This is a genomic window from Yersinia rohdei ATCC 43380, from assembly GCF_000173775.1.
Classification (GTDB): domain Bacteria; phylum Pseudomonadota; class Gammaproteobacteria; order Enterobacterales; family Enterobacteriaceae; genus Yersinia; species Yersinia rohdei.
In genome coordinates this window covers 169,191-193,158 of the sequence record NZ_ACCD01000003.1, presented here as the reverse complement: position 1 = coordinate 193,158, position 23,968 = coordinate 169,191, and the positions used below count along the sequence as shown (strand labels likewise).

The following is a 23,968-nucleotide window of genomic DNA, read 5'->3' as shown; positions in this document are numbered from 1 at the left end:
TTGGCGTTGGCGCTGGCGTCACGGTCGGTTCCGGCCCAGGTGGTTCACTCGTTTCTGGCTCGTCGATCGGCGGTATCGGAAGCGGAGGTAATGGCAATGGCAGCCCAATTCCTCCTCCTAATGGCAAAAGTCCGGCCAAGCTTGAAAGCGCAGCTAAACCAGCACCCGCACCACCGCCGCCGCCGCCACAACAGTCATCAGAGTTAAGGTGGATCTGGCCCCCCTGAATGATAACTTTCTTTCTACCTACTATTTTGATGGTATCGGCGCTGAGCACTAACTCACCACCCGCCCCAATCGCTATAGCACCACCAGCGACCAGTGTCGCGGCCCCACCTGCGGCAACCTGATGGGCCCCGCCAACGGAGAGTGCGTTGTAACCCCCTACGTTAGTAAGGTTAGCGCCGCCCACATTGGTCGCATTAACCAAAGCTACATTCAGAGAATGGGCAGCACCGACAACCACACTGCGCGCCAATCCCACTTGTAGAGAAGAGGCTAACGCAATGGATTTCGTTGATGCACCCAGAACCGTTGATGTCGAATTAGCGCCAACAATGACACTACGATTAGAACCAATGCTTAAGTCAGCATTAGCGCCAATAATTTGCTTTTCATCATTTTTGGTCAGGCGCGCCATATCGCGTTCAGCCTGCTCCCAGTATTGTTCCTGGCCGGGTTTATCTTCAAAACGCACGCCGTTATAGTTGGTTAATCCACCGCCAATCGTGCGGCTGACCATACCACTTTGTGTCGCATTGGCAGGTAAATCCCAAGGCGGGCGTGTAACGTTATTGTAGAGACTACCGCTCACTAGCGGGCGGTCTGGATCGCCATTAATACAGTCGACCAGAACTTCCTGACCAATACGGGGAATATAAATCCCACCAAAACTATTTCCTGCCCACGCCTGGCTCACACGCAGCCAACACGAATCTGACTCGGCATTCTTACCATAACGGTCCCAGACAAAACGCACTTTTACTCGGCCGTATTCATCGGTCCAAACCTCTTCACCAGGAGGCCCTACAACAATGGCGTTCTGTGGCCCGCTGGTTTTTGGTTTTGGTGTCAGTTGTGGATGACGATAGATTTTGGTGACAGGTTGAACCAAAAAAGTGGTTTCATAGCGAAACTCATCCCCATTGGATAACTGTGCCACTTCAGCCACAGATAAACGGCTGGAAATAACCATGTATTCACGGTTAGCTTTATCAACTGGGAATCCTTGCAGTTCAAAGTTAGCACCACAAACAATGCCCCGAACTTCACCAGAACCCACCGCGCGCGAACCCAATGCCCCACGTTCTTCAATACGAACACGTGCAAGATGCTCACCAATATCTGGCTGATCGTAATCCCCAGGCCATTGATAAATTTCAAGATCATTGAAACTGGTTTTACGCGGCTTGCTGTCCATGGTCAAAATGTCAGCACGCGACTTGGTAAAATCATAGTCGTTATAGACCCAACGCCCTGTTGTCAGCGTTTCTTGAGTCTGAAATTGAGTAATGTATTCTTCACCAGCTTTCGGCTCATCGGATAAATATTCAATCGTATGATAGGCTTCACTGAAATAACGTTTATGGGCACCAACATGATCCACAAAAATTAATTTTTGTTTATGGTCATCATGTTCAAAGAACCAATAAATGCCCCACTCTTCCATTAAACGTTGGAGGAAATTAAAGTCGGTTTCACCGTATTGCACTTGAAAATCAAGTATCGGATATGTCGTCGCCAGTCGTTTTTCAAGCGGAAAGTTATAATCAGCTAATACTTCATCAATAATATCTACTACACTTTTGTGCTGAAAAATTTTAAAATCAGACGTTAAATTGGTTAGATAAAACCAAGGCCGCAGGACAATTTCAAACATCGCCTGATTAGCATCACGACCAATAAACCTGGCTTTCTCAACCAGACCAGAAATCTCACGCGTACCTTTACCGACACCTTTTACATAATCCAGGCCATTACCATCTAATTCCATTTCAATGGTCATCTCTTTACCAATTAAGGCTTTGAGATCAACATTAGAGGCTGTTTGCCAAGGAATAGATGGATTAGCCGGTGTCTTTGCCGTGATGGTATAGGAATACAAAGTCGAGAAGGCTTCCTCTCCTTCTAACTTTGATAGTACCAGCGCAGGCTCACCCAATAAATAGGGCATGGCTGGGCTGCTCAGCTTTATTGTCCTTGACATACTAACACCTAATATTTGATTAATATTACGTAATGCTAATTACGCTTTTAATTTAATTATCCGTTTATAGTGGCGAGTCGGTTTATTCCATTACCTTTTCATGCCTGTATTCTCCCCAAAACCCTAATTTTTAACTTATTATTAAATTACCAAATCCCATTAGTGCTATCGTGCGCTGCACTTGGGCATTGGAAACTTCTAAGCAGTTCGCTAATACTTTCATTGCCGTAAGTTAATCCTGAGACTTCTAGCTCAACACGGTCTTTGCCCATGAAAAACGTCAAGAGCTGTTTACCATTAGCATCTTGCTCTACTTCCTCAGCCATATCGGCCCATTTCAGTAATGCCCAAGGGCCACGTTGCACAATATCTGGCATCGCCGAGGCTTGCTGGCGCTGAGCTGTTAAACTCACCATGGTTCCTTGACGGCTACCCGGCCATTTAAAGAAGTTGGGTGTTATTGGCCCATGAGAATAACGCACAACATTGCCATCAAAATTCATAATAAGTTGTGTTATTGACGGCGCTAAATAACGCACGGACACCGAAAAATCCAAGGCCATTTTCCGGCCTTCACCGCTATTAAATAATGCATTATTGATAGCAGCCGCCTGTTCAAAAAACGCCAAACCTTCACTACTTGCACTTCCTTTATATCGCCAAGGGGTTGCAGTAGTATCTACCTTGCTTTCTAAGTTTTTCTTGAAATAACTGTCCACCGTGCCGCCGGTACCAAAAAAGCGCTCAAATTCATTCAAACTGACAACTTTTTTACTATCAGCAAAGGGATAACGCCCTTGTAATGTATTGCGGCATATCTCTCCAATTCCCACATCAATGGCTTTGAAGGTTTGGTTAATCACTTTATTTTCAAACTTCTGCGACGACCCCATTAATAAAGGCGCAATAATATTGCTAAACGGATCTGGCCAAGTTTGTGATTCTATTGCCATGCGCTCCCCACCATTAGACATTGGGGGAATATCACCGTATTCAAAAGCGCTATTAAGTACCACCAAACGAGTATATTGATCGTTCAACGCACCTATTACCCGGCTCATCTGTGTCCCTTGAAGAACCGAAAGATTACCATCCAGTTCTTTATCACCCGGATCGCCATTAACAAATGCCCGTAAGGCGTCAAAACGATTATCAACAAACTCTTTCGCCAATTTATTCTCGCGGAAGGCGATCTTTTCTTGCGCTTTTTTAGCCTGGTTAATTAAATTGCCTTGATTTTTTATCGTTATATCATCAAGCAACGTTTTTTCTTTTTCTTTCGCCACCAGCGTGGTTTCTTTTACTGCCTGCTTAGCCAAATTGAGTAAAGGCGAATTTTCTGCCACGAGCGTTCTCAATAAGGCTATATCCATCGATAACCCTTCGGCATACTCTCCACTGTCAGCATCAACAGAAATCAGGCGCACACTAGAGAGGAAGCGTTTCCAGTATTGGGTATATTCTTTAAAATACGCAGTCAACACATCTTGCTGTAACGCTAGAGGATCAAGTAAAGAAGAGGTTGGTTGATCCATAACCCAACGATCTTCTTGCAGAAACTGCATCAGTAGTGGTGTCAGTTTTTTTTTAACTACCTGATGATAGCCAGCCTGGGTATACAACCCTGGAATACCTTCATGCAATAGTTCATCATCTGACAGGGTGAAAACCTGTGTTGCGTTTTCACCCACCATTTTGCGCAATGTCAGATTGACCGGGGCTTCGGCCTGTAAATGAGATTGAACTCGCCCCCACAGCCTGGCGGTGACTGTTTTCTCCGCCAGCATTGCTCGTGCCCGTTTTATCAGTTCGCTATCTGCCGGCTGCCCGTATTGCCGCCACTCTTTCTGGGTAAAAAGCCTATTTAAATGAGAAGCAAAAATGCCTTTCTCTTCGTATGGCTCAATTTTCCCACTTTTCTGCCAAGCATTCGTCACCTGATCAACCACAAAGTTTTGATCAAAATGTTCTTCGTCAGTCAGCATCAAATAGGTTTTTAACGCAACATATACCGCATCGTTATCCGTTGAATTAATTGCATTTTTTAATGCCACTTCTGATTCGTGCTCAACCATAGGGAACAAATATTTTTGCAGGAAGAATTGATATAAACTGCTTGCTCCTCGCGATATTGCCCCGCCAGTATATAAGCCATAGCGCCACTCAAGATCCGGGCTTGCTACATCCAAGGTACCGTAGTCAGGTAGCTGCTGGGTCGTATTCAACAGCGCAGGTAACATCTGCTCATTGGTAGTTTTAACATAGCGGCTAACCGAGCCTTCTAACTGCTCAAGCTTGGTTCCTACTGCCTGTAAATAACCATCGTTATGCTGGAAACTGATTAAGAATGCCCATACTAACCAGACCGCCAAGCCGATGCAGGCCACATGGCCTAACACATTTTGAAAACGGTATTTGGACTGCACTCTAAGGTTATAACTAACCAGATCTCCATCTTTAGTGATCACGTCACGGAACAGTTGCTTAAGGAAATATTGTTTGCCATAAGCTGCATCAATAATTAACTGACCATCATCTTCATTTTTCTGAGAAATAGATGCTGGAGATCCCGGTTTATTATGATCTATGACATTACGCCACTTCTGAATTAGAGTGCTGTTATTTAACAGAGCAATATTTGCTGGCTGACAACTGCTAACAAAATAAACGCCTCGTAATGTGGTATGGAATTTTGTTTCATCAAAGCGCGAAGCAAAGAAAATATTTTGCAAAACTTCAGTGACCCGCTGGGATAACATTCTGAAATCCTGGGGCAATGAATACATACCTTTACGATCAATAACTGAGTATTCTTCCTGCTGGCGAACATGCATATTACTACTAATACGATTCTCAAGCAGCGTTAATTCATTGCTAATACGCTGCTCAAGCTCTATATCGGCGATTCCTTTATCTTCATTATAAGGGAAAGTAACGCCCCAGATTTGCTCACGTTCTTCAGCAGTTAAATTACGAAAATACTCATCAAAACCAGAAAGTTGATCCAGTTTGGTAATCACAACATAGACCGGGAAACGAACCCCGAGAACACCACGCACATCATCTAAACGGGCGCGCAATGTTGCTGACAAATTAAGTAACTCTGCTTTACTTTTACCCAAAATATCAGTGACCGAAATGGCTACGATGACACCATTAACAGCTTTAACTGGGCGATACTTTTTAAGCGTCTTTAAGATGCCATTCCATTCAACCTGATTCTCTTTGCCATCATCAATATATTTACCCGCAGTATCCAAAAACAGAGCATCGTTGGAGAATAAGCATTCACAATGAGAGGTAGGTAAATTGTCTTTACCAACACGATTTAGCTGTTCTGGTAATGGGAAGTCCTGTCCTGATGACATAACCAGAGCAGTTTTCCCGGCATTTTTGGTGCCAATCACCATGAACCAAGGTAATTCGGTGCGCCAACGGCTAGAAATAAAAAAACGTTTCCAAGTTGGAATGCCGCTGTGAATGCGACGCACATAGTTTATGCCATTACGAATAATCGCATTTATTTCTGAAAGATCAGGCCCAGCTTCAGGTTGATTTTTCTTTGAATTAATAAAGTTATCCAATAGTGCAGGGTTAAGCGCTAAAGCACGCATAAAGCGCCATACACCATAAAGAATCGTGATAAAGGCAATAAAAGTGATAATTGCGCCACGGCGCAAAGGGTCATCTAAAGGGTGGTTATCACCAACCAATATAAAAGGAGCAATAACCCAAATTGCGGCACAAGCGACCACCGCAAAAATAATAAATCGGGGCACGTTAAACCAAAAGCCCAATAACAGGGCCAGTGCCACCAATACAAATATAATTCTGGATTCATAACCTTCTAGAGGCCGCACCTCGCCGAAGCCGAAGAAAGGCCCTAAAAACCATATAGCGGCGGCTAGCAATACAGCGCAGCCCACCAGAAATATGCGTTTCATGACCCAACCAGAAATAAACCGATTCAAATAAGACATTCTATATCTCAATAATTAACAAATATTTCTACACGGCGGTTTTGTGCACGCCCTGCTGCATCACCATTACTACCCACTGGCTGTATATCCCCTTTCCCCTCAAACCGAATTTTGTCAGTAGGGATACCGGCTTTCTCCATAAGATGCGCCACATTGGCAGCACGTTTTTCAGAAAGCACTTGGTTATTCGGGAAGCCAGGTTTATTAATTGGCATGGAGTCGGTATGCCCCACAATCAGGACTGCACCTTGTACGCGATGCACTTCCTGAGCAACACGGTCGATTACATTAATAATTTCCGGCCGAACCTTATCTGATCCCACCTGGAACATGGTGTCGCCTTTGAAAATAACTTTGCTCTGGCTGGTTGTTTCATCAACGCTGACTAATTGCTTAGCAATTTCATCTTTTAATAAAACCGCCAAACGTAATTTCTGCTCAACCACCGCCGGTCGTTGTGCAATAACCGGACGCTGTAACACCGTCATTCTTTTTAATAAGTCACTTTCAGGTACGGAGAGAAAATATTTGCTCGCAATAAAAGTTGCTGCGATTAAAAAGCCACACAGCAGCATCGATACACGAACTGGAATAAAAATCCCACGCCGTTTACGCAATTGTTGTGCCGCTAAAGCATGAGGCGAAAGCGCCGCAGGCACTGTATCTCGGGTGCTTTGCAGCAGCGTCAACAATCCTTGGCGAATTTTGGTTAATTGCCGATCACCATCTTCAATAATGCTGTAGCGACCTTCAAAACCCAGCCCTAAAATCCGCAACAATATCTCTAAACAATCCGCATATTCATGTGGACTCATTGAAAGACGCCCAACTAACAGGAAAAACTTATTCCCGCCGTCGTTATCGCCTTCAAAATGGTTCAATAAGTTACTTTGCGACCAGCCGGACATTACGCCCCATGACATGGTGTGTGCAGCTTCATCTAATGCGGTACATAAGCAATAGCGGACGATTGCCATCTTTTTCCATGAGATATCTGCCTCATCACAGACCACACTAAATAAGGTCAGCTCATTTTTCAGCCCGTCTTTTAAGATCTGAACCTGAGAAGCATCGGCTATCGTTTCGGGCATTTCGCTTAAGGCACGCAACAGTGGCTGCGCAGCTTCCAATAACGGCGTGGATGATGCCACCGCTTTCGCGACTCGCTGCTGTACACTCTCACCTCTGAGCTGAGCAGTGTCATAAGGCTGGAAACCACGTGAATTCGCAGCTTTATGGTTTGAATCTGTACTTTCTTGGGTGTTGTCGGTGCTGTCCGTATAGGAACTTTGATCGTCAAGTAAGAAGTGGCCCAATGCCTGCGGATTAGTATCCGCATCTCTACTGTTATCAAAGGGAGATAGGGGGTTTCCCCCATTCAATTCACTGCTGTTACTCATGAATCTCTAATCCCCCAGAGCTCCATTTTCAATGCAGGAAAGTCACCGGCAACATGTAGTGCAAGAGCACCTGCATTGGAAATTTTGTCCCAGAACGGCCCATTTTTTATCAATTCAAAATAGACATATCCCGCGCTATATGGAATTTGCCGTGGTGGTACAGGTAAACGCTGTAATTCCAAACCAGGTAAGTGTGAACGCACCAGTTCATGTAACTGTTGCGGTGCACTGATTTTGGTTTGTACCGAGAATTGATGCTGCAATACATCCATCGGTAATTGTGCATGAACAGCCAATACCAGATTGGAAAATGAGCGTAATTCATTAGGCAGCACAGAGGCTGACCATACGCCATTCCCTTTTGGTTGCAGCGCGATCATCTGCCCTGCGCGTACCAGAATCTGATTAAGCAATTCGTGAACATCGTCTACCAACGGGCGAATTGACGAGTAAAGTTTACTGTGGTCATATCCTGGTGCCGGCCGTGAGCGACGTGTTTTGGTACGAATAAATGTCGAGAGCTCACCGGAGAACTTGGCCAGTTCCTGATATAACATGATCGGAGGCAGCTCAGGAATATTGCGCAAATGGTCGAGAATCGGCTCATATTTATTAAAAATTTGCAGCAACAAGTAATCGACAATTTCTGCGCTAGCGCTAGCTTTGCCATCACTATTGGATAGGCGCTTAGCCAGCATATCCGCCCGCATTTTAACCAAACCATTAAGATGCATCAGCCACTCTGACAGCAGTGAACTTGCAGCATAGCCAGTGACAGGAGGAATATAATCCTCCAGATGCAGCAATACACTGCCATCGGGTTGAATAGCCCGAACTTTGGCTAATGGCAAACCTATCCAAGATTCAGTCATTTCATTTTCAGAAACTAACTTGAGACGCAATCGCGACAGTTGCACCGGCTTTGGCCCTTGGCGAATCGCATTAGTATCGCTAAGGTTGGCTTCGTATGCATAAAAACGCGCCAGTGAACTCATATCGTATTCATCAAAAATAGTTTCATCACTGTTATCTAAGCGCAATGGAACAGCCAGATAGATAAGCTTGCCCAAATGGTCAGCAGTGATGGTCAGTGGCTCAGGTAATTCAGCATGGCCAGGGATATCAAATGGCGTACCATCAGGTAACACACCCTTCCCGGAGCGCAGTACTAATTTTCCATAGGAAAGCGCTTCGCGATCAATTTCATATTGTGCGAATCCCCAAAAAAAGGGCGTAATTGTTGCTGCTCTTTTATGGGCATAATATTCCAGGTAGCGCTCTTGCTGTTGAAAAAGCTGTGGGCGAAGAAAAAGCCCCTCACTCCAAACGACTTTGTTAGTTCTCACGACTTAGTCCATTTCTTTAATTGATATTGACAGACGCTCAATGCGCACCTTCACGATCGGGTCGTGTTCTGGGTTCCCTGACCATAATTTTTTATACCAGGGTTGCACATGTTTCTTGGGCAATGGACTAATAACCACTTTCCAATCCGCCTGTTCAATTTCACGGTAAGCAGCAACAACGCCGATTGCAGTGATTTCACTGTTTGGCGTCAGCTCTATTTTTTTCGTCTCATTGGGTAGCATGATTCCGTCATATACTTTCGCCATCTGTTCCTTTAGTGATGGGGTGTTCTCTTCAGTGATCGTGAAGAAATCACTCGACTTAAATTCATCCGCATTTTCCAGGGAATAAACCCAAATCCGTAATGGATTGGCTACACCTTTATTATTCGGATTGATATTTTTTGTCGTCGTTAGCTCAACCATTAGTTTCTCAACCGCTTCAGGTTGAGGCGTCGAGCTACATGCCATGACCAATAAAGTTATCAGCACCACAACAAAATGCTGTGTCATTCGGTTTAAACTACGGATACTTTCTTTCATACTCAGCCTAATCAAATAAAAATATTAAGCTTAATCCACAATAATATAGTCACCACGAGGTCGATAATTCGGTCAATAACTCGAGATATTACTCACGTCTATATTTATTGTGGATAAAGCCTATCACTGAGAAAACTTGCCACCGTTTAAAGTGGCAAGTTCGATGTCTAATCTAAGGCAGCATTACTTAGTTTTGCTGGTTAGCTTTAACATCGTAGTTAGCAGAAATAACGCCAGACTTATGGCCTTCAGCATTCTGCATAACGTAGTCTTGAGTCATCTTAGTGAATGAGAAACAAACATCTTCACGCGGACGAGTTTCATCTTCAAGAGAACCACCCATATCTACACGAGTGATGATCACATCGGTAAATTTGATAGTCAGGTATTCCAACGGATCGCCACCAGCTTTACGCAGTACGAATTGGATATTCTTAATATGCTTACCGAGCAAGCAGTAGCTTAATAAATTTGGGCTAGCTTTATCGATATAATGCGAGAAGCAGAAATCAGCAACAGTTGCTTTACCTGAACCGCCACCTGAACCACTGTGCATATTAGAGTGCTGAGAAACATCCCATTTCCAAGCCAACACCTGAATTTCATTTTTATGATTAGCATCTAAAGATTCGCCTTCGATACCATCAATTTTAATAAACATATCTTGCGCCATAATATTCCTCTCAAGCACTTTTGTTAAAATCACTCAATGTAAATCATCAAGTGTCAGAAGGCTTTCGTATAATTTTACGAAAGCACATCAACTCTTATAAAAATAAGCATATAAAATAGTTTTATTGACTATTAAAACACTTTACCTATAAAGCATTTTTTTACGCCACTCATACTCTGCATGACGTAAAACCTCGTGCGATGTATTGCACGAAAAATGTATTTCACTATTGATGCGATAAAATTAATTATATTTACCCAATAGGGCAGGAACTAAAAATATCATTTTGCAGCACCCACGCAGGGCTAATATATTAAATTATGCAACATCCTTCAGCGATGGTAATTTAGCAACCATGCGCAGTGAAACTGTCAAACCTTCCAACTGGAAGTGAGGGCGCAGGAAGAACTTAGCCTGGTAATAGCCTGGGTTCCCTTCAACATCTTCAACAATAACTTCAGCCGCAGCCAGAGGACGACGTGCTTTTGTCTCGATAGAAGAGTTTGCCGGGTCACCATCAACATAATTCATTACCCAGTCATTCAACCAACGCTGCATTTCATCACGCTCTTTGAAGGTACCGATTTTATCACGCACGATACATTTCAAATAATGGGCAAAACGTGAGCAAGCAAACAGGTACGGCAGACGCGCAGATAAATTAGCGTTCGCAGTCGCATCAGCATCATAATATTCCGCTGGCTTTTGCAATGATTGCGCGCCAATGAAAGCTGCATAATCCGTATTCTTTCTGTGCACTAGTGGAATAAAGCCATTTTTAGCCAGTTCCGCTTCACGACGGTCAGAAATAGCGATTTCTGTTGGGCACTTAATATCAATACCGCCATCATCGGTCGGGAATGTATGACAAGGTAAACCTTCAACTACCCCACCACTTTCCACACCACGAATCAGCGTACACCAGCCGTATTCTTTAAATGAACGGTTGATGTTAACAGCCATAGCATAAGCCGCATTCGACCAAACATATTTGCTATGATCAGCACCGTCAGTCGTCTCTTCGAAGTGGAAAGCATCCACCGGATTAGTACGAATGCCGTAAGGTAGACGAGCCAGGAAACGTGGCATAGCCAGACCAATATAGCGAGAGTCTTCTGACTGACGCAGTGAGTTCCATGCAGCATACTCAAGGTTCTGAGTAAATATTTTGGTCAAATCACGAGGATTTGACAGTTCCTGCCAAGATTCCATTTGCAGTACAGAAGGCGCAGCACCGGTAATAAACGGCACGTGTGCAGAAGCAGCAACTTTACCGATTGAAGCCAGCAAATCTACGTCAGGTGCCGTGTGATCGAAGTAGTAGTCCGCAACCAGGCAACCGTAAGGTTCGCCACCCAATTGGCCATACTCTTCTTCATAGACTTTTTTGAATAATGGGCTTTGATCCCAAGCCACACCTTTATAGCGCTTCATGTTACGGCGCAATTCATCTTTAGAGATGTCAAGGAAACGCAATCTTAACTTCTCATCAGTCTCAGTGTTATTCACTAAATAGTGCAGACCACGCCATGCACTTTCCAGAGACTGGAATTCTTGGTGATGCAGAATCAAGTTAATCTGTTCAGACAACTTGCTATCAATTTCAGCGATAATAGAGGCAATACTCTTATACGCATCGTCAGAGACGGTAACGGAGTTAGCCAGAGCCTGTTCTGCCAAGGTTTTAACTGCACCTTCAACTGCGGCTTTAGTTTGCTCAGATTTCGCTTTGAATTCTTTGGTCAACAGCGAATTAAAATCACTATATTCAGTTGCGGTGGCTACGCCAGCTGATTTATTTTTTGCTTCTAAAGTAGACATTATTCTTCTCTTCTTAATCAATCTTACTGCTGAGCATCAACAGCGGATTGCTCTGCTTTCGGCGCGGATGCCAGTGTTGCCAGTAATGATTTATCTTTAAGAAGTTTCATTACCAATTCTTCTGCACCAGCCTTGCCATCCATATAGGTTTGCAAGTTAGCTAATTGAGTACGGGCATCTAACAATTGAGACAGAGAATCGACTTTCTTAGCGATTTCATCTGGAGAAAAGTCATTAAGACTCTCAAAAGTCATATCTACCATCAACTGCCCTTCACCGGTCAGCGTATTTTTTACAGCGAATGCAACGCGTGGTTTCATTGCCTTCATACGCTCATCGAAATTATCGATGTCGATATCAAGCAGTTTTCTATCTGCTACTGAAGGTAACGGCTCAAGAGGCTTACCTGATAAATCAGCCAGGACGCCCATTACAAATGGCAATTCAACTTTTTTCTCACTACCATATATTTCCACATCGTATTCAATCTGTACGCGCGGAGCTCGGTTGCGAGCAATAAACTTTTGGGAATTACTTTTGCTAACCATATGTGCCTTTTATTCAAAACATATTGTAAATATCATCAGAAAATAATTTTCCTGAATCGCTATTGGAGAGATAAGATGTAAAAAGTAAAATTTAACCGTACTCCCCCTACTTATAAACCAACTCAATACCTGCAGTTGTTCTAACCTGCCCAGGGGTTACCGTATTAGTACCTTTTGCATAATAACTCGCTAAAAAATAGTGAGTAATATCTTCACCTGAACTGGAAATAACATATTCCTGTACACTATTTTCATCGCCAACTACCATTTGTTGCCCTGCAGCTTTACTTAATCTTATTTGCGTATTTTTGCTAAAATTGTCACCGAGTTCATTTTGTAAATTCCCGGTAGTTGCATCCGGTATTGTGGCACCTGCACTTATAAAGCGTAATGCTACCGTTCTGCTTACCGGACAATTCCTCAATGCAATTTGAAATTGCTGTTTACCCGCTTCTGCTTGGTCTATTTTTAATTCGGTTGTCGACAAAGTAGGTAATAAAACTGACTCTGAAGATGAACCATCATTAATACTGACTTCACAGGTATCTTCTAAATACTCGCCAGTAAATGAAACCTGAATTTTACAATCTACCATCTCAGCACATGAACTAGCGCCCTGAGCGGGCTGGCCTGCTATAAAAGCCACAACCAGCAAAAGCGAAATCGAGATAAATAGCACCACAATACGACTTTTTAGCCTCGAAGACATACAACCTCCAACTGCGTTATTTGCGTGTTTTCTGTCTTCGCTTTAGTGTTTGCTTCCGTGCCAGAATGAATACGGCATTTATCTTTACCTTCATTCCTAATGACATTCAGTGGTTGAGATCCTGGACCCCAGCCGCGAATAAATGCCATCCCACCTTGCCCAACAATTCCCTGACTCGCACCATCTGCATCCAATAAATCTGTCCCTATTGGGAGATACTCATTATTTTCATCCTTAATAATAAGCATCAATGGATTGCCCGTAATAGTTTTCATCTTGACCGGAATCATTGCGCCTGTTCTCGGTATAACCGTCTTCTCACTTTCCAGTATATCTACCGAACTAGGTAAATCTTTATAATCGATGGCGACTTTATTTTCGCGGTACGCTGTCATTGACGGCATAATTGCGTATCCACGACTATCAATCTTCGCCCCTCGACCATTATATAATTTAGCCCCCACCGCCCCCTCAGCCTGCACGATAGCAAATGGTGCTTCACCAAGCCGCGGCCCCAGTGTCAATCCGCCTTGGTGAGCGACCAGGCTACCATTCGCCGATGCCGATAATTGGCGAGACGAACTGTTATTGGCTGACGCGGTCATTCCATACTGGCCCACTCCAGACCGGTAATTCATATTACCCGTCACCGTCTTGCTTGACGCAGTTTCGCTCCGACTGCTATAGGAGGTACCCACCCCATAAGAAAGCTCACTCTGGTCACCCTGGCTACCACTAGCATTCATCTGAACCAGCGTATTACCTGCATCATCATGACTAGCCATCGAATATAGCGAGTTAAATAATGGCCGTTTGGTTACGCTGCCCCCCAACGGAATACTAATAGAAGCCATATAAGTCGTTTGATAATCACGACTACTATCACTGCTGACGTTACTGCTATTACTGCTGTTACTGGTTCGCATCGCTGTCAGCGCATAAGAGAAATAATTCAGCGAGTGGTTAAAAGTCACCGCATATTGCTGCGAGTCATTCTGATCTCCCCAGTAATTGTAAAAACTACTGTTCAGGTTAATCGCAATGTTGTCTGCCACACGCTGTGAAACATTCACTGATAGACGGTTACGGGTACGGAAACCAAAATCGTCGTTACCTGTAGTGCCGCCGTAATGCTCCAGACTCGCTTCTCTAAAAGTATAAAAACCCTTGGATGAATACCTATATGCCGCTAAGGTCAGGTTGGTATCGGTCTCACCCACATATTTTGTATAGTCAATTTTATAACTATTACCGGATGAACGCTGGTCATCGGCCAATTCACTTCTTGCGTGGGTGATATCAAATGAAATCCCCCCAATCGGGGTATTAAATGCATTACCCACCCCCACCGAAGTATAGTTTTCGGATAACTGTGCTCCACCATACAGCGTATATGTATTGCCCAGACCATAATGATATGCGCCCTGTACGATAGCTGGGTGTGCATCTACTGAACTGTCATTCAGTTGTCCAACGGCAATACCAAACTGAGAAACCCCTTGGTAAAGCAACATCGGTGGTGCTGAAAATGGAATTCTTAGGCTACGACTTCGGCCATCAGATTCAGTCACCGTCATCTCTAAATCACCACCGTAAGACATGGTGCCGATATCATTCAGTTCAAATGCACCTGGCGTCACTACCGTTTCATAAATAATCTGCCCACGCTGAGTCACTGTCACTCTGGCGTTGGTTTCCGCCACCCCCCGTATCACCGGAGAATAATTGCGAATCCCTTCGGCTAACATACGGTTGTCTGATGCCAGTTGAGCACCACGCAAGCCGAAACTATCAAACAAATTACCTTGGGTATCACTGTCACCTATAGTTAACTGGCTCTTCAACGACGTCACATCCGTAGCAGCGAAACCATACAAATTTTGTGTATGCATCCCGCCCGTATTCGTCCAACTAGTATTGAGACGTTTTCGTAACCGCCATTCACCAATATTGACACCGGTAATTAAGCCAATATTACCAATATAGGAATTCGACTTTGACCCGTTGTCGTTACTACCATTAAAAACGCTATAAATATTGCTGTTATAATCCAGGAAACCGACTGCCCCTCCCGCATCCCACAAACTAGGATTAATATAGCCGCGAGGATTTTTGACTAAATTAAACTGTGGCACAGTGATTAACAGCTCAAAGTCCCCTGAGTTATAACGCGTGCCGCTGTCTTTAATTAAACCTTTCAAGTTGTAGCACTGATCTTTTGCTGCTTCTTTTACTGCGTCAGAGATTTTTGTTGAACCATCTAGTTCAAATTTCAGACCTAATTCTTCAAGCTGTTCCAATTTAAAACAAGGTTCAGCAGTCGACTCACCAGCAACAGATTCGAAGCGAATATTATACTTTCCGCTCATCTTACCATTGATAAAAACTGTGACATTATGCACACCAGGCGGCACCGGGTTTTCATTCATAAATCGTGCGACATCTACCCCTGCACCGTGAATAAAGTCAGCATTAAACTCAACAGCTGTAACTTCAGTCTCATTATTCTTATTCGTTAATGGTGCCGCAATAACACTCTTATTTATGAAGAAAATCGTCGTTACAATCGTGGCAAAAAATATCGGAAAAAATTTGTAGGATAATTTCACCAATCTATTAATTCTATTTTGCAAGTAGCGCATCATATAAAAATGATTCATGAGCAAAGCTCCCTTTAACACCCTACTGATCACCATCTATTTGATGGTAAGAGCCTCAGATTCCTATCCGATATGCTCACCTTGCGAACGAAGATTTTTATTATTTTTTAACTATGCTGCCTTTGCCTTGAGCAAAGGACAAATCCTCTTCGACCACTGCGCCATAATCATTTAATAACTTGTAGCTCATGGCTGAAACACCAGAAATTTTACTCTTAGGGTAAAATACTAATGTTGAAAATGGTGCCAACATTTCTGTATTCAGATCAACTTTCTTTCCACCCGCAGTAAGACTTCCTGAGTCAAAGGAGAAATAATAAGGTGTCGGGTTGGTTACTTTCACTCCCTGGCCTTTTTGACTATCGTTAACCAATTCCCATTGCAGCTTTTCTTTTTGTTGTGAGCTACTGCTGTCTAAAGTTGTTGGACGATAGAAAATTTTAATTCGGGTACGAAAAGCTAATTCGAGTTTATTTTTATCACCGCCCTCTTTTTGGACTGCCGGTATTTCCAGCATGTTAAACCAAAAGACGGACTCTTTATCCTGTGGCAATGCCATGCCATTGTAAATCATGCGAATACTCTGCCCTTTCCCCCCCTCAACACGAAATACAGGAGGAGTGACCATAAAGGGAATGGTGACATCATTAATTTTGGCATTACTACTTCCATCATCAACCCATACTTGTACTAAAGCAGGTTCCGCGCCTTTATTATTAGTGCGTATGTTGACTTCTTTCTGATCGGCAGGAAATATCACCCGCGTGCCACTGATAGTCATTGCGGCATGCGTCGGGATACTGCCAGCAATCAGCGACAGACATAAAATAATAGATTTATAAAACATCACATTACCAAATAATAAGTTAGAGCTAAAAACTCAGTAGTACAAAACTATCAGTCGATGCTATTTCAGTTCCAACAGCACGTTATTATCAGTTTTTGCATTGCGACCCGATTAATATCGGGCCGCGAACCTATCACCCTACCGGGTAATTAGTTGTATGCCAGTACGTATTGAACTTTAGCATTTACAATACCAGCAGTGGTTGCAGCTGTTGCATAGTAACCACCGGCATAGGACATAGTTGCTGTACCTGGAGCATCGTCAGCACCTGGGGTCACATTAAACATTGCGCCAGTGTTACCCACACGGATCTGAGAGCTATCACCCAAGTTATACAGACGTACTTCAGCCTGACCTGCGGCATCAGTAGTTGCACTGTTGGTCAGGTTGCCCGTCGTTGGGTTAACACCATCGCTATTGATTGCTTCAAAGTGAGCAGCAACGCCAGTCACTGCTGCTGGGCAATCAACTACTGAGATAGTGAAGTTAGTAGAACCAGCTTCTTTACCAGCACCATCCAAACTCGCCGTTGAAAGCGTTGGCAGAATGACCAGAATATCTTCGTCACCAGTTTGAATCTGGCAAGTTTCATTGATCAGTTTACCTTCGAAGGAAACAGTACCATTAGTCGCGGCAAAAGTAGCTGTTGAAGAAATAGCCAACGCCAAGGCACATACTGCCAGATTTACTTTACGCATTACATTCATCCTTTAGTTTACTTTCCAAACAGATTATTAATTAAAAAACACATGGATAGCTAATATCCGCACTAAAAAAGAACAGATATCATCTATTTTTTTTACTTTTCACATTCACATGAAACAGTAATTATTTCATTGGATAAAAACATAGAAAAAACAGTATTAATATCCATTAAAAACTTAGTTAAGCATTGATACTAAAAATTTACTTTCAACTTTATCTACAAAAACAATCTGATTTGGCATCATATTTTGTTCCTGTAGAATAAACTTGCTGATGAGTGATGTAATATTCTGCTCAATATAACGAATAAGCATCCGAGCACCTGTTTCTGCCACCGAACAATGGCTAACAACATCCTCTACCACCGCATCACTATATTGCAATATCAGCTGGTGTTGCGACTTCAACCGTGAGCCAATACGCTCCAAATGCAACCTTACAATATGCTGTAATGCACTTGGTTGTAGCGGTAAATAAGGAATTACCGTGACACGTCCTAAAAATGCTGCTGGAAAAACTTTTAGCAATTCAGGTTGTAATGCACTCAGTATTCCATCTTGCTCTGGCGCGGTATCTGGATCAGCAAACAAACTGCTAAGTAAGTCGCTTCCCACATTGCTGGTTAACAGCAAAATAGTATTTTTGAAATCGATAAAGCGCCCTTCACCATCTTCCATTTGACCTTTATCAAATACCTGGAAAAATAATTCATGCACGTCAGGGTGTGCTTTTTCAATTTCGTCTAATAACACCACACTATAAGGTTTACGACGTACTGCTTCCGTTAATACACCACCCTCACCATAACCAACATAGCCCGGAGGCGAACCTTTTAGTGATGAAACTGTATGCGACTCTTGATATTCACTCATATTGATAGTGATCATATTCTGCTCACCACCATACATACTTTCTGCTATTGCCAGCGCTGTCTCTGTTTTCCCGACACCAGAAGGGCCAACCAGCATAAAAACACCCAGCGGTTTTCTTGGGTCAGACAAACCCGCACGCGCCGTCATGATATTCTCACCCAATTGCACTAATGCATGGGACTGACCAATAACACGTTCTTCAAGACGCTGCGGTAATTCCATAACCGCACGTATATCGTCTTTTAGCATTTGTCCGACTGGGATACCCGTCCAATCCGCAACAATACTGGCAATAACAGTTGCGTTCACTTCAGTCTGCACTAAAGGCAATGCTCTACGTGCTTGAGACAATTGCTCTTCTAATTTAGCCAGTTGCTGCTGATGCTTCTGACGTTGCTCTTCATTCGGTGCTGGCTCAGAAACAAGTTCATACAGCGCAGCTCTGGTAGTGGTTATCTGCGCAACCAGTTCACGCTCGGCTTGCCAACGCTGGTCAAGCTCACTTGCGGCAGCGGAATGCTCAATAATTGCAGCCTTCAATTGCTGCGGGCGATCACCCTGTTCTTTGCCAAAATGCTGGGCTTTTTCCAATGATGAAAGCTCGGTTTGTGCCGTCTCACTCTGGAAAATAAGCTGTTGCAACTCTTTTGGCTGTGAGAATTGCTCTACCGCAACTCGTGCACAAGCGGTATCAAGCAGGCTAATCGCTTTATCCGGCAACTGGCGTGCTGGAATATAGCGATGAGACAAACGAACTGCCGCCTGCAAGGCTTCATCCATAATCCACACACCATGGTGTTTCTCTAAAGCTGGCGTCAAGCCGCGCAACATCGAAATGGCAGTATTCTCATCAGGCTCATCAATCTGGAGTACCTGAAAACGACGAGTAAGTGCCGGATCCTTTTCAATGTGTCGCTTAAACTCGCTCCATGTCGTAGCGCCAATAGTTCGCAGCTGACCACGCGCCAAAGCAGGCTTCAATAAGTTGGCCGCATCACCCGTTCCGGCATTACCACCAGAACCAACCAGCGTATGCACTTCATCAATAAACAAAATGATAGGTTGTTCGGAAGCTATGACTTCATCCAGCACATTCTTCAAACGCGCTTCAAACTCACCTTTCATGCTAGCGCCCGCAGAGAGCGCAACGATATCCAAAGACAACAAGCTAACCTGACTCAATGCCGGTGGCATCTTATTTGCCGCGATAGCCAAGGCCAGGCCTTCAACAACTGCGGTTTTTCCTACCCCTGCTTCGCCAGTCAATAGTGGGTTGTTTTGCCGACGACGCAGCAAAATATCCACCATCGTACTGATTTCATGATCACGCCCTAACACTGGGTCTATCTTGCCTTCACGCGCCAGAGCGGTAAGGTCGGTAGTGTATTGAGCCAATGTTCCATGACTTTTATTGCCGATGGCATTACTGGCTTCACCCGGTAACGCGCCGTCATACATCGGGCTACCATCTGTCGCTGCTTCACTCGCTTCTGGAGAAGCCTGCGTAATGAAACTCAGGTCGCTGGTTAATTGCTCCAGTGGAATTTTTTCCATTTCTGGGACAATCGCCAAAAATGCACGACGTAATTCCATATTTGTTAGCATCGCCAGTAACAGATGGCTGCTACGAATGCGTGTATCTAAATATTCTAAACTGGCATAGACCCAAGCTCGCTCAATTGCCAATTCAATATGGTATGAGAAATCAGAGATGCTAGTTGCCCCCGTGGGCAGACGAGCCAGAGCTTGGGCCAAATCGCGTTCAATAACTTCTACGTTTAAAGCAAAATAACGAACAATCTGTTTAAGGTCATTATCATCCTGATGCCAAAGCTGGTTAACCCAATGAATTAACTCTACATAAGGGTTGCCGCGTAACTTACATATTGTCGTTGCACTTTCAATACCTTTAAAAAGAGTGGCATCCAGTTTGCCGAAAAGGTTTTTTCTCGTAATAGCCACGTTGTTTATCCTGGTCTTTCAACACTGTATTTATGTCTTAAAAATTTTAGGTATGCACATGTATATAAACACGCATATCTGTGTATGTGTAAAGTCTTATACGATTAATGAGAATACGTATTTTCTTGGGACTTATAATAGTGAGGTAAATTAAAAAGAGAAAGTGTAATTATTAGATTTTATCACTTTTAAGATTTTAGCTCATATTATATATCACATAACACTAGATATTAAGGGGACTGCCATTAATTAAGAGAGAAATATGGAAATTGGTTGTGAGAAAATTCCTACAACAGAGTGTTTTCTAAAATTAAAATAATAATAATCATAAATTCACCAAGTGTAAAGTTCAGGCAAAAATCCTAAATATTCATTTATGAAAAAACATAACGCACTGTTTTATAACAAAAAATAAAATATTAAATCTATTTTTCATTATGTGCTTTTAAAGGAAGTTGAGCCAAAAATAATAGCATGCAATAATAATCTAATTAATTGAACCTTAAAAAACACAAGAAAGTTTGTTCGTCATGCTGTCAGGTGATTAATACTATCACACTGATAGGTTAAATTGACAAACGCTGACAAATACTGACACACACAATTAACAATACTGCTATCTAACCAATTATTAATACGTTAAATCCTAAGAAGTTAATATAAGAAAACGTAATTTAACCAATAGAGATAAATAGCACAGGCATAATAACTGAGGCTGTAAATGGACCACAAATTTCTTGACTACTATAATAAAGAACTCACGTTTATGCGCGAAATGGCGCAAGAGTTCGCTGATAAACACCCTAAAATTGCAGGGCGGTTGGGTATGCGTGGAATTGAGGTTGCAGATCCTTATGTCGAACGCCTGATTGAGTCTTTTTGCTTTTTATCTGCCAGAACACAAATTAAGCTTGATGCGGAATTCCCTAAATTCACTCAGCGTTTGTTAGATATTGTCTACCCTAACTACAACTCACCAACCCCTTCGATGGGAGTGATTCAGCTCAAGCCAAATATTAAAGAGGGTGACCTTACACAAGGATATAACGTCCCACGTGGCAGCTCGTTCTTCACCCATATCGCACCGGGAGAAACCACTCGCTGCGAATTTCGTAGTGGGCAAGATGTCGAGTTGTGGCCGCTAGAGATAACCGAAGCTCGTTTAAGCTCCATACCTCCTGATATGCCCAATATGGAAAAACACCGTATTGCCTATCATCAGCTAAAAGGTGCCCTGCGCATTAAATTAAAATTAGCCGGCGATCTGAAGTTCTCACAATTAGAGGGGCTTGATCGGCTGCCAATTTATATTAATGGTGATGAGAGAATAGTCTCTAATATCTTTGAACTGCTGCATGCCAGCCATGTTGCCACCATCATTCGGGCAGGTAATGCTGTAGCCGCAAAAGATACGGTCATCAGTGAAAATTCGCTCGCTTTTGAGGGGCTAAGCCCTGATCAAAGCTTGCTGCCGCTATCGTGGAATATTTTTCACGGCCATAACCTTATGCAGGAGTATTTTACTTGCCGCCAGCGGTTCTATTTCTTTACTTTGACACAGTTATCCAAGAGTCTGCGCGATAATCACACCAATGAAGCGGAGATCATCATTTTACTCGACCGCTTGCCGCAAGAACTGGTGAGCCATGTTGCCCCCTCTCGCTTTCTATTAAATTGCACCCCGGTAATCAATCTTTTTCCAAAACGAATGGATAAGATCGAGATCAATCGCGCATTGAACGATTTCCACGTAGTACCAGACCGAAGCCGCCCACTAGACTACGAAGTTTTCTCGATCAATCGCGTCTTTGGTCAACAGGCAGAAAGCAGTAAAGAGGTGGTATTTAACCCGCTCTATCAAACTCGTCATTGCGACAATGGTAACTTTGGTCGCTATTTTTCGATCACTCGCAAGTCCAGAACCAGCCAAGATAATAAAAGAAAGTATGACACCCGCACACCTTATGCCAGTACCGAGGTTTTCATTTCGTTGGTTGACCAACAAGAAGCCCCGTATGGCGATGATCTGCGCTATTTATCTATCGAGGCACAGGTTACTAACCGAGATTTGCCACGTCTGATTTCAAGTAGTAATAACTTTGAATTAACCATGTCGAATTCAGCACCCGTTCATGGTGCTCGATTCTTGTTCCAGCCCAGTGCACCACGCGCCCCCTTTGCAATAGATGAGTCGGCCTGGCGATTGATTCGTCAGCTCAGTTTCAACTATTTGCCGCTGTCTGATATGTCCCATTCCAATGGGGGTGAATCACTGCGCAATATGTTGCGTCTGTTTGTTAATGCATCAGATCTTGAATCGAATACACAAATTGATGCATTGGTTGGCTGCAAAAGCGAACCGGTAATCCGCCGCTTACCCGGTAATGGTTTGCTGGTTTATGGCCGAGGTATTTGTTGCACCCTAACAGTCGATGAAGAAGGCTTCTCAGGTATCAGTCCCTACCTGTTTGGTTTGATCATGGAAAACTATTTGGCTCGTCATGCTGCCATCAACGTATTTACCGAAACGGAATTACATTCGATGCAAAGAGGCCGCGTTGGCCAATGGAAAGCCCGCCCAGGAACACGAGGCGTCCTGTAATGAACGCCGACGAAAAGCTTAACCAAGCAAGCCAAGTCAACCTTGATAGCTGGTATCAAGAGGCCGAACCTTGGAACGCGGGTTTCATCAGCATGATGCGGGTCAATGCCGCCCGCACTCCTGATATGCCCGCACCTGGAAAAGCTATGCTGCCCGAGCAGGAAACATTCCGTATTGGACAAAGTGCCAATATGGCGTTTGCGCCTCGTGAAATAGCACATGTAGAAATGAAAGACGGGAAGATGGACCTGCAGCTTTTCAGCTTGGGAGTTTGGGGCCCGCACGGTGCGATGCCACTACAAATGACTGAATTGGCCTACACCCGCGCCGAAATGCATGACCATACCATGACCGACTTCGTTGACCTGTTTCATCATCGGGCGCTATCACAGCTATATCGCGCATGGTTTGTCTCTCAAGACACATCCTCACTCGATAGGCAAGATGATGAGAAATTCTCTTTCTATGTTGGCTGTCTGGCAGGGCTTGATCTCAAAGAACTGATGCACAGCCCACTACCAGTGCATGCTCAGCTCGCCTCATCTGCGCACTTGATTCGTGAAGCGCGCAACCCAGAGGGCTTGGTCGGTGCGTTGCAATACTACTTTGAAGTGCCTGTTCGCATGGTGGAATTCGCCCAGCAATGGATCTTTCTGGATAAAGATGACCAGACCCAGCTAGGGGATGGGGCTTCAGCCATGTTGCTGGGGGACGGGGCCATTCTGGGCAATACCGTTTTAGATAGACAGCATAAGTTTGAGCTGATCCTCGGCCCGCTCAGCCTACAACAATACCTGCGGTTCAGCCCATCGGGCCAGGATTTACCCATATTACGTGAATGGGTTCGTCACTTTGTCGGCTTTGAATATGCCTGGGAAGTCCAACTGCTGCTGGCGGCTAATGAAGTTCCCGTCGCCTCGCTAGCGGGAGAAAGTCAATTGGGATACACCAGTTGGCTGGCCAGGAACGACACATCCGCTGATGTAAAAGGCATGAGTTTTGAACCTGAAATGCACCGCTATTAGACCTTAGTCGCCCCCCCATCGGTGCAAGATAAAAAGATTAGATTACAACGTCTTATGGCGTTAAAAGGA

15 protein-coding genes are annotated in these 23,968 nt (G+C 43.8%); 2 read left to right on the top strand and 13 right to left on the bottom strand.

The window, feature by feature from the left end; genetic code table 11:
* The 13 genes from YROHD0001_RS13090 to tssH form a co-directional block, all read right to left on the bottom strand.
* Positions 1–2,206 (bottom strand): type VI secretion system Vgr family protein (locus YROHD0001_RS13090; protein ID WP_081452032.1); only part of this gene is annotated, 2,206 nt, incomplete at its 3' end.
* Positions 2,207–2,352: 146 nt separating this feature from the next.
* Positions 2,353–6,186 (bottom strand): type VI secretion system membrane subunit TssM, encoded by a 3,834-nt coding sequence (tssM, locus tag YROHD0001_RS13095; RefSeq protein ID WP_004713782.1) that lies wholly within the window; start codon positions 6,184–6,186, stop codon positions 2,353–2,355.
* Positions 6,187–6,194: 8 nt separating this feature from the next.
* The gene (gene tssL, locus YROHD0001_RS13100) at positions 6,195–7,586 is read right to left on the bottom strand and encodes a type VI secretion system protein TssL, long form (RefSeq protein WP_032816296.1); all 1,392 of its coding nucleotides are present in this window, start codon (positions 7,584–7,586) and stop codon (positions 6,195–6,197) included.
* Positions 7,583–8,932, bottom strand: a complete 1,350-nt coding sequence (tssK, locus tag YROHD0001_RS13105) for a type VI secretion system baseplate subunit TssK (RefSeq protein ID WP_004713780.1) — start codon at positions 8,930–8,932, stop codon at positions 7,583–7,585. The genes tssL and tssK overlap by 4 nt, the downstream gene beginning before the upstream one ends.
* A gap of 3 nt (positions 8,933–8,935) precedes the next feature.
* Complete coding sequence (gene tssJ / locus YROHD0001_RS13110) at positions 8,936–9,475, bottom strand: type VI secretion system lipoprotein TssJ (protein WP_032816293.1); 540 nt, start codon at positions 9,473–9,475, stop codon at positions 8,936–8,938.
* A 187-nt stretch (positions 9,476–9,662) separates the two neighbouring features.
* Positions 9,663–10,148, bottom strand: a complete 486-nt coding sequence (locus tag YROHD0001_RS13115; protein ID WP_004713778.1) for an Hcp family type VI secretion system effector — start codon at positions 10,146–10,148, stop codon at positions 9,663–9,665.
* A 318-nt stretch (positions 10,149–10,466) separates the two neighbouring features.
* Positions 10,467–11,969: a type VI secretion system contractile sheath large subunit gene (gene tssC / locus YROHD0001_RS13120; RefSeq protein WP_004713777.1), complete on the bottom strand. Its 1,503-nt coding sequence runs from the start codon at positions 11,967–11,969 to the stop codon at positions 10,467–10,469.
* A 23-nt stretch (positions 11,970–11,992) separates the two neighbouring features.
* Positions 11,993–12,517, bottom strand: coding sequence for a type VI secretion system contractile sheath small subunit (gene tssB / locus YROHD0001_RS13125; protein ID WP_032816292.1), 525 nt, complete (start codon positions 12,515–12,517; stop codon positions 11,993–11,995).
* 106 nt (positions 12,518–12,623) lie between these two features.
* The gene (locus YROHD0001_RS13130) at positions 12,624–13,226 is read right to left on the bottom strand and encodes a fimbrial protein (RefSeq protein ID WP_032816290.1); all 603 of its coding nucleotides are present in this window, start codon (positions 13,224–13,226) and stop codon (positions 12,624–12,626) included.
* Positions 13,211–15,886 carry a fimbria/pilus outer membrane usher protein gene (locus YROHD0001_RS20010; RefSeq protein WP_004713774.1) on the bottom strand — a complete coding sequence of 892 codons (2,676 nt, stop codon included), beginning with the start codon at positions 15,884–15,886 and terminating at the stop codon, positions 13,211–13,213. Before YROHD0001_RS20010 ends, YROHD0001_RS13130 begins: the two co-directional genes overlap by 16 nt.
* 100 nt (positions 15,887–15,986) lie before the next feature.
* The gene (locus YROHD0001_RS13135) at positions 15,987–16,733 is read right to left on the bottom strand and encodes a fimbrial biogenesis chaperone (RefSeq protein WP_004713773.1); all 747 of its coding nucleotides are present in this window, start codon (positions 16,731–16,733) and stop codon (positions 15,987–15,989) included.
* Between the two features lie 149 nt (positions 16,734–16,882).
* Positions 16,883–17,440 carry a fimbrial protein gene (locus YROHD0001_RS13140; protein ID WP_004713772.1) on the bottom strand — a complete coding sequence of 186 codons (558 nt, stop codon included), beginning with the start codon at positions 17,438–17,440 and terminating at the stop codon, positions 16,883–16,885.
* Positions 17,441–17,614: 174 nt separating this feature from the next.
* Complete coding sequence (tssH, locus tag YROHD0001_RS13145) at positions 17,615–20,272, bottom strand: type VI secretion system ATPase TssH (RefSeq protein WP_004713771.1); 2,658 nt, start codon at positions 20,270–20,272, stop codon at positions 17,615–17,617.
* A gap of 721 nt (positions 20,273–20,993) precedes the next feature.
* Between tssH and tssF the strand changes: the two genes are divergently transcribed.
* A complete protein-coding gene (gene tssF, locus YROHD0001_RS13150; protein WP_032816287.1) occupies positions 20,994–22,874 on the top strand; it encodes a type VI secretion system baseplate subunit TssF in 1,881 nt (626 codons plus the stop codon).
* Positions 22,874–23,899: a type VI secretion system baseplate subunit TssG gene (tssG, locus tag YROHD0001_RS0117440; RefSeq protein ID WP_032816285.1), complete on the top strand. Its 1,026-nt coding sequence runs from the start codon at positions 22,874–22,876 to the stop codon at positions 23,897–23,899. Before tssF ends, tssG begins: the two co-directional genes overlap by 1 nt.
* Positions 23,900–23,968: the final 69 nt, after the last annotated feature.